This is a genomic window from Pseudoalteromonas sp. H71 (assembly GCF_001468485.1).
GTDB lineage: Bacteria > Pseudomonadota > Gammaproteobacteria > Enterobacterales > Alteromonadaceae > Pseudoalteromonas.
Genome location: NZ_LODI01000017.1, coordinates 21,443 through 36,415 on the forward strand (window position 1 = coordinate 21,443; position 14,973 = coordinate 36,415).

Annotated in this window: 12 protein-coding genes; 4 read left to right on the forward strand and 8 right to left on the reverse strand. The window is 41.2% G+C overall.

All coding sequences use genetic code 11. The features are described from left to right. The 4 genes from ATS71_RS09670 to ATS71_RS09685 all read left to right on the forward strand — a co-directional run. On the forward strand, positions 1–3,195 hold a 3,195-nt coding region (locus ATS71_RS09670; protein WP_152995673.1), incomplete at its 5' end, for a tandem-95 repeat protein. Then, on the forward strand, positions 3,196–4,029 hold the full coding sequence (locus tag ATS71_RS09675; RefSeq protein WP_082653615.1) for an MBL fold metallo-hydrolase: 834 nt from the start codon (positions 3,196–3,198) through the stop codon (positions 4,027–4,029). It abuts the gene before it with no gap. Between the two features lie 14 nt (positions 4,030–4,043). Further along, positions 4,044–6,269, forward strand: coding sequence for a CHASE2 domain-containing protein (locus tag ATS71_RS09680; RefSeq protein WP_082653616.1), 2,226 nt, complete (start codon positions 4,044–4,046; stop codon positions 6,267–6,269). Further along, complete coding sequence (locus ATS71_RS09685; RefSeq protein ID WP_058404648.1) at positions 6,241–7,902, forward strand: HD family phosphohydrolase; 1,662 nt, start codon at positions 6,241–6,243, stop codon at positions 7,900–7,902. The genes ATS71_RS09680 and ATS71_RS09685 overlap by 29 nt, the downstream gene beginning before the upstream one ends. Before the next feature lie 280 nt (positions 7,903–8,182). Here ATS71_RS09685 and ATS71_RS09690 read toward each other — a convergent pair whose 3' ends face one another. The 8 genes from ATS71_RS09690 to ATS71_RS19005 form a co-directional block, all read right to left on the reverse strand. Continuing rightward, positions 8,183–9,610, reverse strand: a complete 1,428-nt coding sequence (locus ATS71_RS09690; protein WP_058404649.1) for an NAD-dependent succinate-semialdehyde dehydrogenase — start codon at positions 9,608–9,610, stop codon at positions 8,183–8,185. 179 nt (positions 9,611–9,789) lie between these two features. Further along, complete coding sequence (gene fdx, locus ATS71_RS09695; protein WP_006791979.1) at positions 9,790–10,128, reverse strand: ISC system 2Fe-2S type ferredoxin; 339 nt, start codon at positions 10,126–10,128, stop codon at positions 9,790–9,792. Positions 10,129–10,139: 11 nt separating this feature from the next. Continuing rightward, complete coding sequence (hscA, locus tag ATS71_RS09700; protein WP_058404650.1) at positions 10,140–12,002, reverse strand: Fe-S protein assembly chaperone HscA; 1,863 nt, start codon at positions 12,000–12,002, stop codon at positions 10,140–10,142. A 41-nt stretch (positions 12,003–12,043) separates the two neighbouring features. After that, a complete protein-coding gene (hscB, locus tag ATS71_RS09705) occupies positions 12,044–12,571 on the reverse strand; it encodes a co-chaperone HscB (protein ID WP_058404651.1) in 528 nt (175 codons plus the stop codon). 75 nt (positions 12,572–12,646) lie between these two features. Beyond that, on the reverse strand, positions 12,647–12,970 hold the full coding sequence (gene iscA / locus ATS71_RS09710) for an iron-sulfur cluster assembly protein IscA (RefSeq protein WP_006791976.1): 324 nt from the start codon (positions 12,968–12,970) through the stop codon (positions 12,647–12,649). 12 nt (positions 12,971–12,982) lie between these two features. Then, on the reverse strand, positions 12,983–13,366 hold the full coding sequence (gene iscU / locus ATS71_RS09715) for a Fe-S cluster assembly scaffold IscU (RefSeq protein ID WP_008131649.1): 384 nt from the start codon (positions 13,364–13,366) through the stop codon (positions 12,983–12,985). 48 nt (positions 13,367–13,414) lie between these two features. After that, a complete protein-coding gene (locus tag ATS71_RS09720; RefSeq protein WP_010555567.1) occupies positions 13,415–14,632 on the reverse strand; it encodes an IscS subfamily cysteine desulfurase in 1,218 nt (405 codons plus the stop codon). Between the two features lie 24 nt (positions 14,633–14,656). Further along, positions 14,657–14,973, reverse strand: a 317-nt coding sequence (locus ATS71_RS19005) for an Rrf2 family transcriptional regulator (RefSeq protein WP_235591462.1), incomplete at its 5' end; no start/stop codon positions are given.

The following is a 14,973-nucleotide window of genomic DNA, read 5'->3' on the forward strand; positions in this document are numbered from 1 at the left end:
GCAACTATTATAAACAACCAAATTCAGTACACGCCTGCTGCTAATGCAAACGGCGTGGCAACAGTGACTTACACTGCAAGTGATAATAATGGTGGCACGGCTAGCAGCACATTAGCCATTACAGTTGCCCCGATAAACGATGTACCCGTAGCTACCGCCGATACTGCAACCATGGATGAAGACGCTGCACCCATTACTACTGATGTACTGGCAAACGATTCAGACGTTGATAGTGATAGCCTAGTGATCAGTAACGTCACTGCCGATATAGGCACGGCAACTATTGTAAATAACCAAATTCAGTACACGCCAGCGGCTAATGCAAATGGTGTAGCAACTGTGACTTACACCATAAGTGATAACAATGCTGGCACGGCTAGCAGCACATTAGCGATTACCGTCAACCCAGTAAACGATGCACCAGCGGTAGCTGAACAAAGCTTTAGTATTAATGAAGATGCAACTGATTCCGACACAATTGGAACCATCGTTGCCACTGATATTGAAAATCAAGATTTAACCTATGCACTAGCCGGCGGTGATTTTGCTTTATTTAACTTAAATGCATCATCTGGCATTTTAAGCGTGAATGGCGAAACCCCTTTTGACTATGAAACAAAAACTCAATATATATTAAATATTCAAGTAACAGATAACGGCACTCCTAATGAAACCACAACAGTTAATATCACGGTTAATATCCTTGATGTTACCGAGCCGCTAATCCCTGTTGAAGATGCATCATTTGGTCGCCCTGTTTCAGGGCCGCTCGATTTAGGTAGTGTATTTTCAAGCGGGCAATTTAACGACAGCTTAGCGCTTAATAACAACCTATATTTTGTGGGCTTTACCAATAATGCTGATAAAGACATTTTTGTTGTTTCGTACACAAATAACGGCGATGCAAATACCGCGTTTAATAGCACAGGCACCAAAACACTTGATTTAGAGCAAGATGAAGAAGCCACCGCCATTATTTCCGATGGCACCGATTTATTTATTGCCTATTCCAGTTTTGATGGCAGTAATAATGAAGCGTGTGTACTTAAAATGGATCTTGCAGGGACATTAAGAACCGGCTCAGATGATGACGATGATGATGACGGGGAAAATAGTACCGGCATACAATGTACAACGCTAAACAGTACCACCTTTATTAATGACCTTGAAATTGACGGTAATAAATTACTTGCTGTAGGCAAACACTTTGATGGTACTCAAACCGATAGCCTGTGGGTACATTATAAAACCGACGACTTGTCATTTGAAAACTCTACCCCCGCAATTGTTGATGTAAGTGGCGCTAATCGTGATGATGAAGGCTACGCAGTTAAAAACTTTGAAAACTCAGACTATTTAGTTGTGGGTAGCGTTACCGATGCTGATGGCACTAAAAACTCGCTAATACGTTATTTAAAAGCAAATGGAGATAACGACGGTAGTTTTAATGGGGGCGATCCGCTTATCATTAACTTATCAAGCGACTTAGGCCAGCCAGGTAACAACAAAGACGATGAGTTATTTGCCATTGGTGGTTTAGCTGATTCTAATTTTACTGCTTTTGCAGGTGGTTATGTAACAAGAAATTCAGGCGAAAAAGATGCGGTTGTGTTAGCCATTGATAAAAATGGCGAGCTAGTAACTAGTTTTGATACCGACGGAATTGCAATTTATAACATTGATGGCAACAGCGGTGCAGGTAATGGCGGCGCTCAAATAACTGGTATTCAGTACGAACCGATTAAAAATGAAATAATGCTCTCGGGCACAACAGGCGTACCTATTTCAGAGCAAATATTCACAGCACGTGTAATAAGCTCAACAGGTGCACTTGATGATAATTACGGTGAATCTGGAATTAACATTCTGGCTGATTTAGATGCTAAGCAAGTTATAAATACAGCATCTATCGACTCTAACGATACCTTGTGGGTAGCTGGCATTAATGACGACACCAACGCTAAACCATTTATTGGAGCTTTAACCGATCAGGCCGCATTATTTACTAATTTCAATAGCACAGGTTATTTAACACTTGATGAAATAACCGAAGCATCAAACGATCAATCAATAAAACTGATACAACTTAGTAATGGCGCTCAAGCAGGTAAATATATGCTTGCCTCAACAGCCGAAACTAACGGTGTAATAAAATTGGTATTAACACGTTTTACCAGCACAGGAGCAATTGACACAGGCTTTAGTGAAACGGGCCATAAAGAAATTGCCATTGAGTTAAACTCACAACACGTTGCGTTAGCTGAATTAAACAATGGCAACTTATTACTTGCTGGTACTAAAAAAACCACCAATGGCTCGCAAGGCTTTGTAGCCAAAGTAGACCAAAACGGCTCTCTTGATACAGCATTTGCCAGCGACGGCATTTATATAACTAATATTGAAAATACCGAAGCACTTACATTATCAGATTTAGCAATAACCAATAGCAACAATATTGTTGCAGTTGGTACTGCAACGCAATCTGCAAATACACAGTCATTTGCAATGATGCTTACGGCTCAAGGATTACTTGCTACAAACTTTGGCACTGAAGGCGTTTTATTAGGGCTAAACGATGAGTATTTTTCTAAAGTTCACATTAATAACGATGAAATTTTTATTGCTGGTAAATTAGTAATAGGTGCTGACTCAGCATTAGTTGCGCTCAAACTTAACTTAACCGGCAATGAGTTATTTAGATACTCAGGCATCGATACGCCTAACATTAATAATAAAGTAGCCAGCATACTGACCGACTCATCAGGCGCTATCTATTTAGTTGCAAATCTAGTTGGTACACCTGATAAAGCGAATGTTGTTCGCTTGCTTTCTTCAGGTACGCTAGATACAAGCTTCGCTGAAAATGGCGTTGGCCAATACAGTTTAGCTGCAACCGGCAATACTTTAATTAAAGATGCCAAGCTTGATACCACTAATAAACTTGTATTTGTAGGCGTTGGTAACAACCAAGGCGTCATTGCACGTATAACTGTAAATGGTGAACTTGATAGTGTATTTGGGACTGGTGGCGTTGGTTACTATCAAACCAACCTGTGTACAAACTCACTCACATTTAGCTCCGTTATTTTACAAAGCGATACTCAGGTGGTTGTAAGTAGCATTTGCGATAATGGTAACTCTAATGATGTGAGTGTATCTAAATTTGATTTTTATCCCGATGGAGTTGAGCCATAAATGAAAGTCGAATTATTTGGGGTTAGGGGCTCAATGCCAACACCTGGTAGCGATACACATCGATTTGGTGGCAACACATCTTGCACCTATGTAACACAAAATAATGGCAATGCGCTGATATTAGATTCGGGTACCGGTATAGCAAAACTTGGAGAGAGATTACTCGAACAACAAAGCCCAATCTGTATTTTGCTCACTCATAATCATTGGGATCATATTCAGGGCTTTCCTTTTTTTAAACCGATATATCAACCACATCGCGATATAACTATTGTTGCAGGTGATGTTGACGATAAAAACACTCAATGCGCTATTTTAGAACAAATGAGTGGCTCTTATTTTCCTGTACGCCATCAAGATTTACCTTCAAATATTACGCTCAATACAGAGCTTACGGCGCAGACGCAATTTAACCTTAATGGTTTTTCTGTATCCACCGCCCCGCTAAATCATCCGGGTGGCGGAACTGCTTATTGCTTATTTGCTGATGGCGCTAAGGTAGCATATGTAACCGATAACGAACTTAACCCACCTTTGCAAACTACCACAAGTATTAGCGAGTGGACTGCATTTATTGAAGGAGCAGACCTACTAATACATGACGCTCAGCTTATTGATGCGGACTTACCATTAAAACATGGTTGGGGCCATAGCACTATTGACCAAGTTGCACAGCTTGCAATAAACGCAAAAGTTAAAAACATGGTGATAATCAGTCATGACCCTGCAAGAACCGATGAGCAATTAAGCGAAATAGAAAGCTACTTACAAACCAGCTACGGCAACGATGTATGTATTGAATGTGGTCGAGAGGGGCGCGTTTTTGAATTTTAAATGCCCTAGGAGCTTTGAGCATTAGCCTATTAAAAAAAATAACATCAAAGCATTTTCATATTGGTGTATTGATCACATTATTCGTAGCATCTATCGAATTTTTTTCAACAGGTGCGGTAGCTAAACTTCTTAACCGAGTTGAGGGGATTATTTACGATTCACGCTTACAGCTAACCCTCACAGACACACCAAGAAAAGTAAATGAATCTGTAGTTATTATCGACATTGATGAAAAAAGCATGCAAGAACAAGGGCGTTTCCCTTGGAGCCGTTCAAAAGTGGCTGATCTTGTCACTAAATTGACTGACGCTGGTGTCATTGTTATTGCCTTCGATATATTTTTTTCGGAGCCCGAAGTAAACCCGGTCACTAAAATCATGGATGAACTTCCTGGCTTTTCGGCAAAATATGCGACCCCGCTCTCGACAATAAAACAACAAGTAGACGCCGATACAAAATTAGCTAAAGCGCTGGCAAAAAATGATATTACCTTGGGGTTTTTATTAATTAACGATGAATTAAGTGATCATAATGCGCCAGCTAAAAGCAGCGTAATTTGGCAAGAAGATGAACACACAAACTCGCAAATTAATGACTACCCTGGCGCTATTATAAATATTGCTAAATTACAAAATGTTGCTGCTGGCCATGGCTTTATTAATGCACATAGTGATGAAGATGGCTTTATAAGAAAAGCAGCATTGGTTAACCGTGTAGGTAACACCCTTTACCCTTCTTTAGCGCTTGAAGCCGCCCGTTTATATACATTAGCCAAAACAATAGAAACACGTTCAAATACATCAAATGGCATTACCCTGTTTGAAGGCATTAAGTTTCACAATAAATGGATTCAAACCGATGAATACGGACAAATCCTTATTCCTTATAAAGGCGGTGCTCGCAGCTTTGCATATTACTCAGCAACCGATGTGCTAACCCAGAAAGTTGGTTTGAAAGAGCTAGAAGGCAGCGTCGCGTTTATTGGCACCTCCGCAGTAGGGTTGGCTGACTTACGCGCTACACCAGTAGGCTTGCAATACCCGGGAGTTGAAGTGCATGCCAATATATTTGAAGGACTAATGAACCCACAGCTACTTCCTTCAAAACCGAGTTGGTCACTTGGCGCCAGTTTGGTCATTATTATTATTACTGGCCTTGCCCTGTCGTTTTTTAGCATTGGTAAAACCGCACGCTTTATTTTGGCACTCTCAATTATTGTTGCAAGCGTTAATGTCGCTATAAATTTTTATTTGTGGTCGGTACAAAAAGTCAGCCTTCCTTTATTTATGACCTTATTACTAACCACTCTTTTAGCCAGCTATTACATTATTATTGGCTCTATTGCTGAAATGAAACACAGCAAAAAAATAAAAACGATGTTTGACCAATACGTGCCACCCGAGCGTATAAACCAGCTTATAGAACAAAGCGGTAATTTAGTTCAAAATAGTGAACGCAGAAACATGACTGTTTTATTTGCCGATATAAGAGGTTTTACGTCACTCTCTGAAAGCATGTCGGCTCACCAATTAAGTGAATATTTAAATCAATACTTAAGCGCTATTACCAAAATAATATTCGATAACACTGGCACAATAGACAAATACGTTGGCGATATGGTGATGGCATTTTGGAATGCCCCATTAATAGATAAAGACCACGCCCAACACGGGGTAGAAGCGGCTCTAGCAATGACTGATGGCCTAGCGGAAATTAACTCACAGTTTGCAAAGCAAAACCTTCCAGCAATTAGTATTGGGGTTGGCTTAAGCTCTGGTGATATGAATGTGGGTGACATGGGGTCAATGTACCGTAAAGCGTATACCGTATTAGGGGATGCAGTTAACTTAGGGGCAAGAGTCGAAAGCTTGACCAAGTTTTATGGTGTCGCTATTCTGGTTACCGAAGATACAATGCAGGCATGCTCGGGGATCTCTTTTAGGCTCATTGATAAAGTACAGGTGGTGGGGAAAACAACTTCAATTGCACTATATGAACCCATAAATTATACGAATAAACTAAGCAAAATACAGCTTAACGAAATAGATAACTCGCTAAAAGCCATCACGCTTTTTCATAATAAAGAATGGGAAAGTGCGCTTAGCTTATTTAAGCAATTAGAAAGTAACGCTGTATTAAACGCAGACGTTTACCGTATTTATATTGAACGAATACAAAGTACAGATATACAAACACTCGCTAAGGATTGGAATGGTGCCTTCATACATACAAAAAAGTAGCAAAAATATGCCACAGCACATTAAAGACAGAACAAACCTTCAGCACTTTATCGATATTAGTATTCGTCTTACTACCGAAAAAGAGCCACAACTGCTGTTGGACGAAATTTTACAAGTTGTGATGTCTATCGCTAATTCAGATGCCGGCAGTATTTATTCGATTACAGAAGAAGATCAGCTTAAGTTTGAAACCGTGATCAACAAGTCACTTAACTTATACTTAGGTGGTGGTTCAGATCGTTTTGTTAGCTTTCCTAATATTAATTTGTATATCGATGGTAAACCAAACCAAAGAGCAATAGTTGCCCATGCCGTTAACTCAGGAAAAGTAATTAATATTCCTGATGTTTACGCAGCACTGCCTTTTGACATGAGCGCCGCGCGTGAAATGGACGCACGCACGGGTTACCGTACGCAATCAATGCTGACTATTCCTTTAAAAGATCACCAAGATGATATTTTAGGGGTTATTCAGTTAATAAACGTGAAAGATGAAAAAAATAATATCATTCCGTTTAGCGAAGAGTTAGTGACGCTAATACGCTCGTTTGCTTCATTAGGGGCTATTGCATTAACTAACTCATCGCTGATTAAAGAGATGGAAGAGTTGTTTTCTACTTTTGCTGAAACCATTGCAATGGCCATAGACGAAAAGTCTCCTCATACCGGTGGGCACTGTAAGCGTGTACCAGCATTAACGCTAATGCTGGCCGATGCAGTGAATGAAATGAGCAAGGGTCCATTAGCGTCATTTTCTATAAGTGACTCAGACCGACACCAACTCGACATCGCAGGCTGGTTACATGACTGTGGAAAAATCGCCACCCCCGATCACATCATGGAAAAAGCGACTAAATTAGAAACTATTTTTGATCGTATTAACTACATAGACGCTAAGTTTGAAATTATTAGCCGAGATCTAAAAATTGCTTATCAAGAACAAATCATCTCAGCAATGAAAAATAACAAGCCCGTAGAGGTGAAGCAACTAGAACGGCTACTCGATACCGAGCTTAAACAAGTTGCACTTGATCGCGCCTTATTACAGCGCATTAATGTGGGTGGGGAATTTTTAGGTGATAAAGAACTTGCCCAAATAGAACGTATTGCAAAACACTACCACTTAGTGATTAATGACAAAAGTACACCATTACTTAACGATGATGAGGTTGAAAACCTGTCAATACGAAGAGGTACGCTTACCGCTGGCGAGCATGATGTCATGAAGCGTCATATGGATGTAACCAAAAATATTTTAGATGCCCTGCCGTTCCCTAAACACTTAAGTAAAGTATCTGAGTATGCATTGGGGCACCACGAAAAACTTGATGGAACGGGTTACCCAAGAGGTCTCACTAAAGAGCAAATGTCGGTGCCTGCACGATTAATGGCAATTACCGATATATTTGAAGCACTTTCAGCGGTAGATAGACCTTATAAAAAAGCTAAGCCAGTGAGCGAGTGCTTATTTATACTCGGTACTATGGTTGAGAAAAACCACCTAGATCCTGATATTTTTGCTGTATTTATCGAATCAGGCGTGTACAAAAATTACATTAGTGAGTATGCAAATCCTGAACAACTTGATGACGTAGATCTGAATAACTTACCTGGATATAAACCAATCCGTTAATGCCCCACTAAAATTAACGACTGTTAAATGGGTAATACTAAACAAAAAAATGCCACCTTACGGTGGCATTTACACACGGGGTTATTTCTACTTATAGAAATCCTTTTACTTTTTATTTGGTTTTTAGTGTTGTTTTATTAACAAAAAATATGTGGCAAAGGTAGCACTTAGTCCTTGCTGTATCAATAGCAAAAAGAAAAGTTCATAGTTTCGCCATATTTTTGTAATAAAAAAACGTTAACGCACTCCATGAACATGAGTGTTATATCGCGACATGCGATTAAATTTTAATACATACGTACTTTTCTTCTAGGTATTCATCTAGCCCTTGATGCCCCCCTTCACGCCCTAAGCCAGACTGTTTTACCCCACCAAACGGAGCAACTGGGTTTGATATAACCCCTTCATTTACGCCTATCATGCCAAATTCAAGTCCTTCACTGATACGGTAAACTTGTTTTAAACTTTGGCTATAAAAATAGGCGGCTAAGCCATAGGGTACGTCGTTAGCAAGCGCAAGTACCTCTGCCTCTTCGTCAAAGGGTATTACTGTTAATACAGGGCCAAATACTTCTTCGTGGTATATGTCCATGGAGGTATTAACGTTAGTAATAATAAGCGGTTTTTGAAAGCTCCCCCCTAAATCGCTGTTATCGCCAATTAAGCTAGCGCCTTTATTTAGCGCGTCCTGAATTAAATCTTGTACTTTTTGCTTAGCTTTTGGGTAAATTAGCGGCCCAATATCCACATTTTCTTCAAAGCCATTGGCTACTTTGAGTGCCGCAACCTTAGGTGTAATTTTCGACAATACTTTATCAATAACGCTACGTTGAATAAAAATACGGTTTGCAGCAACGCACGCTTGGCCGCTGTTTCTAAATTTAGCCGCCATAAGACCCTCAATCGCATCATCAAGATCCGCATTATCAAAAATGATAAACGGCGCATTGCCACCTAACTCCATTGAGGTACGCTTAACCGTGTCGGCACATTGCTTAAGTAATTGGCTACCAACACCTGTAGAGCCGGTAAAAGTAAACTTGCGGACAATGTGTGAGTCGGTGAGTATTTTACCTACTGTTTTAGCGTCTTGCGATACAAGTACATTAAATGCCCCTTTAACAAAGCCAGCTTGGTCGGCTAGGTATGCTAATGCAATCGCGCATAGCGGCGTATGCTCAGAAGGCTTTAATAAAAAACTACAGCCTGCAGCATAAGCAGGCGCTACTTTACGTGTCACCATTGCAACAGGAAAGTTCCAAGGTGTAATGCCTGCTACAACGCCTATAGGTTGCTTAAAACTGGTTAAACGGTGGTTATTGTCGGTAGGTGGGATCACATCGCCATAACTTCGCTTAGCTTCTTCTGCAAACCATTTTATAAACCCTGCACCGTAATCTATTTCGCCCAGCGACTCTTTAAGCGGCTTACCTTGCTCTTTGGTCATTAGTTCAGCTAATATTTGCTTGTGCTTTATTACCAATTCGTACCAGCGCATGAGCGTTTCACTGCGCTCAGTGGCATTAGTCGTTTTTAATTTTACAAAAGCGCCCTGTGCGGCTGTTATTGCGCTATTTACACCTTGCTCGTCTATATCACTTACTTCAACAATACTTTTTTCGGTAGCGGGATCGTTAACGCTAAAGCGTTGGTTAGTTTCATAAAATTCACCATTAATAAACGAGTCACAAAAAATTAGATTACTCAAAATAAACCTCCAAAATTACGTTTTAAGGTGTTAGCTTTTAATGCGTGGCATAGAGCCAAGGCTAACTCTTTACGTCTACAAAATAACATACGAGCTTTACTCGTCACGCCTGCAATTTACAAACAAAAAAGCCGCTGTATTAAACAGCGGCTTTTAATATAATAGTCGTTAATTAAAAACTAGTGCTCTTCATTAACGATATTGAGATTGTACTTAGGTATTTCAACTACTAAGTCCTCATCTCTAATAATTGCTTGGCAACCAAGACGCGACTCAGGCTCTAAGCCCCACGCTTTGTCTAGCATGTCGTCTTCTAGGTCGTCACTTTCGTCAAGTGAATCAAACCCTTCACGAATAACTAAATGACACGTAGTACACGCACACGACTTTTCACATGCGTGTGGAATGCTTATGCCATTTTTAAGCGCCGCGTCGAGTACAGTTTGACCCTCAGGAGCTTCAATTGCAGCGCCGTCAGGACACAATTCAGGATGTGGAAGAAAAACAATTTGTGGCATTCTAATCTCTCTTAAATGTTGTCTACTGACTGACCCGTTAGGGCTTTTTTAATTGATGCATCCATTCTGCGCGATGCAAATTCACTACTGGCATTATCTACTTTTTCGATAGCCGCTTTAATTTCGCTAGGTTGCTGTGCATTTTCGCGCACTTTTACCAGCTCTGCAATTTCAGCTTTTAAATTTGTTAGTTGTATGTCGTCAAGTAATGCGCCATCGGCATCTAACGAAGCATTTAGTGCTTCAATAACACGAAGGGCTTCAACTTGTTGCTCTTTAAGCATACGCGCTTGCATGTCGTCTTTTGCGTTGCTCATCGACTCTTTTAACATGTTAGCTACCTGATCATCAGATAAACCAAACGACGGTTTAACCTGAATTTCAGCTTGCACACCCGTTGATTTTTCCATAGCTGAAACACTTAGTAAGCCATCAGCATCAACTTTAAAGGTTACTCTGATATGTGCAGCACCGGCTGCCATTGGTGGAATACCTTTTAAGCTAAATTTAGCAAGTGAACGACAATCGTCAACCAGCTCACGCTCACCTTGTAATACATGCAAAGACATCGCCGTTTGACCATCTTTAAACGTTGTAAATTCTTGAGCGCGCGCTACCGGAATGGTGGTGTTACGCGGAATAATTTTTTCAACCAAACCGCCCATGGTTTCAAGTCCAAGCGACAGTGGCAGTACATCTAGCAATAACATGTCTGAGTCTGGCTTATTGCCAATGAGCACATCGGCTTGAAGCGCAGCACCCAATGCAACAACCCGATCTGGGTCAATTGAAGTGAGCGGTTCTTTATCAAAGAAGCTATGTACTTGGCTACGTACCAGTGGCATACGCGTTGAACCGCCGACCATAATAACTTGTAAAACTTCTTCGTTCTCAATGCCAGCATCTTTTACAGCACGGCGACACGAACGCAGCGTTTTTTTAACCAGCGGCATCGCCATTTCGTCAAATGTTTCGCGCGTTACTTCTACCGTGTGGTTTTGTCCGTCAAACTCAAGCCCTACATTTACTTTTGCGTACTGACTTAACGCTTCTTTACAGGCTTTTGCTTTATTAATAAATAAACGTAAAACCGAAGGTGATAACGCCGACACACCCGTTTGCTGCTTAAAGTAATCAACCAGTAGTGAATCAAAGTCGTCCCCCCCTAAGCTTGAATCGCCGCCCGTTGCCATTACTTCAAAAACACCCCGGTGTAAACGAAGAACAGAAATATCAAATGTACCACCGCCTAAGTCGTAAACTGCAATGATCCCTTCTTGGCCCGAGTCTAAGCCATAGGCAACAGCCGCCGCGGTTGGCTCATTTAACAAACGCAATACGTTAATACCAGCAAGTTCTGCTGCATCTTTGGTACTTTGACGCTGAGCATCATCAAAATACGCAGGAACGGTAATAACAGCCCCTAAAATTTCTTGATTACCAAAACTTTGTTCTGCACGCGCTTTTAACGCCGCTAAGATGTGGCTTGACGCTTTAACCGGGCTAATTTTTCCGGCCTCTGTTTGAATTGCAAGCGAGCCATTATCTTCACAAAATTGATACGGTAGTTGGCCGTAGCTTTGCTCTATTTCAGCTTGTGTTTTACCTAAAAAACGCTTTACCGAAATAAGCGTATTAGCAGGGTCTTGTGTTGCAGCTTGAGCTGCATCTGAACCCACAGTAATACCACCGGCTTGGTAACGAACAACCGACGGTAGCATCGCAGCCCCTAACTCATCCGTTAAGGTGCGCGCTTCGCCGCTTTGCACGGTAGCCACTAATGAATTAGTCGTGCCAAGGTCAATACCTATGGCTAGTTTATGTTCGTGTGGTGCCGCGCTCTGCCCCGGCTCAGCAATTTGCAATAATGCCATAATGCTCTTTAAACTCGTTTTGCTCGCTTTGCAGCAAGTAATTAATCGTCAAATAAACTGTCTTCAATGCGTTCTAGTTCGTCACGTAATTTATAAACAAACTTCAGTTTACGAATATTATCAGCCGCCAATTGATACTGTTGCTCGTCGTTACTTGCTAACTGCTCTGCAAGCTGTGCACTGTATTGCTCGTTAAGTTGTTTTATTTGTTTTTCAAAATTAGCAATGGCCGCATCTGGGTCGCTTGCAGATGCAAGCTCTTCGAGCTCTTCGCGCAATTCCATTTGCTGCATTAAAAACATAGGATCTTGCAGCGTTTGTTGCTCAGCGCGAATATCAACCCCTAGCTCGCTTAACATATACTCAGCACGTTTAACGGGGTGCTTAAGTGTTTGCAAGGCATCGTTAATTTCAGCAGCACTTTGCACCGACATTAACTTATCACGGCTGCTTGCATTGGCATGGCGGTCGGGGTGAACAGCACGCTGTAATTCTAGGTAATTTTTATTAATCGTTGCTAAATCAATATTATAATCAACGGGCACTGCAAATAATTCAAAGTAACGCATAGCTTCAACCAGTAATATTCAGAAATAACAAAGCCCTACAGTTGCAGGGCTTCAAAATACAATTACACGTAGCAATTAAACGGTAAAACTTTCGCCACAACCACACTCATCAGCTTGATTAGGGTTATTAAATTTAAACCCTTCATTTAAACCTTCTTTAGTGTAGTCGAGCTCTGTGCCGTCAATGTAAACTAAGCTTTTTGCGTCAACTATTAAAGTAACGCCTTTAGCTGCAAACGTTTCATCGTCTTCGTTTAACTCGTCAACAAACTCAAGTACATAAGCAAGACCTGAACAGCCCGTCGTTTTAATGCCAACGCGCAGACCTAACCCTTTGCCGCGGTTTGCTAAAAATGATTGTACGCGGTTTGCTGCCGCATCTGTCAATGTCACTGCCATGAGTTTCTCTTCTTACTTCGCTTGTTTGCTTTTGTAGTCTGCAATTGCTGCTTGAATTGCATCTTCGGCTAAAATTGAACAGTGAATTTTCACTGGTGGTAATTCTAGCTCAGCACTGATATCAGTGTTTTTGATTGTTGCTGCTTCGTCGAGTGTTTTACCTTTAACCCACTCTGTTACAAGTGAAGAAGAAGCAATTGCGCTACCACAACCATAGGTTTTGAATTTCGCATCTTCAATAACGCCTTCAGACGATACTTTAATTTGCAATTTCATTACGTCACCACATGCTGGTGCGCCTACCATACCCGTTGCCACTGACGGATCGTTTTTGTCTAGAGCACCTACGTTACGTGGGTTTTCTACGTGGTCGATTACTTTATCACTGTACGCCATAATTCTATCCTCATTACCTGCTAGGGTATGTGCTTACATCACTAATTATTAGTGGTGAGCCCATTCAACTGAATCTAAATCAATGCCTTCTTGATGCATCTCCCAAAGTGGAGACATTTCGCGAAGGCGACCGATAGAGTTTTTCATTAATTCAACGGTGTAATCAATCTCTTCTTCGGTAGTAAAACGACCAATACTGAAACGAATTGAGCTGTGTGCTAATTCGTCGTTACGGCCAAGTGCACGTAAAACATAAGAAGGCTCTAAGCTTGCAGATGTACAGGCTGAACCTGACGATACCGCAATGTCTTTTACTGCCATAAGTAACGATTCACCTTCAACAAAGTTAAAGCTGATGTTTACAATACCCGGTACTGACTGGTCTTGTGTGCCGTTAAAGTACACTTCGTCCATATCAGCCATAATGCCGTCAATTAGGCGTTTACGTAATGCGCTGATGTGTGCAAAATCTTTTTCAAAATCTTCTTTTGCGATTCTAAATGCAGTCCCCATGCCCACCAACTGGTGCGTTGCAAGTGTGCCAGAACGCATACCACGCTCATGACCGCCACCGTGCATTTGCGCTTCTAATCGAGCGCGTGGTTTACGACGAACGTAAAGCGCACCAACACCTTTAGGACCATACGCTTTATGCGCAGAGAACGACATAAAATCAACTTTAAGTTGTTGTACGTCAATTAGCACTTTACCCGCGCTTTGCGCTGCATCTACATGGAACATAATTTTACGTTCACGACACATTTCGCCAATAGTCGCGATGTCTTGAATTACACCTAGCTCGTTATTCACGTGCATGATACTGACAAGTACTGTGTCATCACGCATTGTGTCTGCTAGCTTTTGCAGATCAAGAAGGCCGTTTTCTTCAACGTCCATGTAGGTTACTTCAAAACCTTGACGTTCTAATTCGCGACATGTGTCGATTACTGCTTTGTGCTCAGTTTTAGCGGTAATAATGTGCTTACCTTTCTTTTTGTAAAACTGTGCTGCACCTTTAATAGCAAGGTTGTTTGATTCAGTTGCACCCGAAGTGAAAACAATTTCACGTGGATCTGCATTTACTAAATCAGCAATATCTGTACGTGCTTGGTCAACGGCTTCTTCTGCTTGCCAACCAAAACGGTGTGAACGTGATGCAGGGTTACCAAATTTACCGTCCATTGTGAGGCATTGCATCATTTCTTTAGCAACACGCTCATCAACAGGCGTGGTTGCTGCGTAATCTAAATAAATCGGTAACTTCATTTCTCTCTCCGCTGCAGGTCAACCTTAAAGTTGACAGCTTACTTGAATGTTTTCCAACTGCTTAATTGCATTATTGATACTGTTATCTTGGCGTGATGCGATTTCTTTCACATCTGATTTTTCCACCAATTCAGCAAGGGTAATATTATTCAAAAATTCTTCTATGCGTGTGCTTAAATCTGACCACAAATTATGGGTTAAACAGCGCATACCGCTTTGGCAGCCAGTATTGGCACCTTGGCAACGTGTTGCATCAACCGACTCGTCAACTGCGGTAATAATATCACCAACAGAAATAACATCGGCTTCTCGCCCTAGTAAATAGCCGCCACCAGGACCTC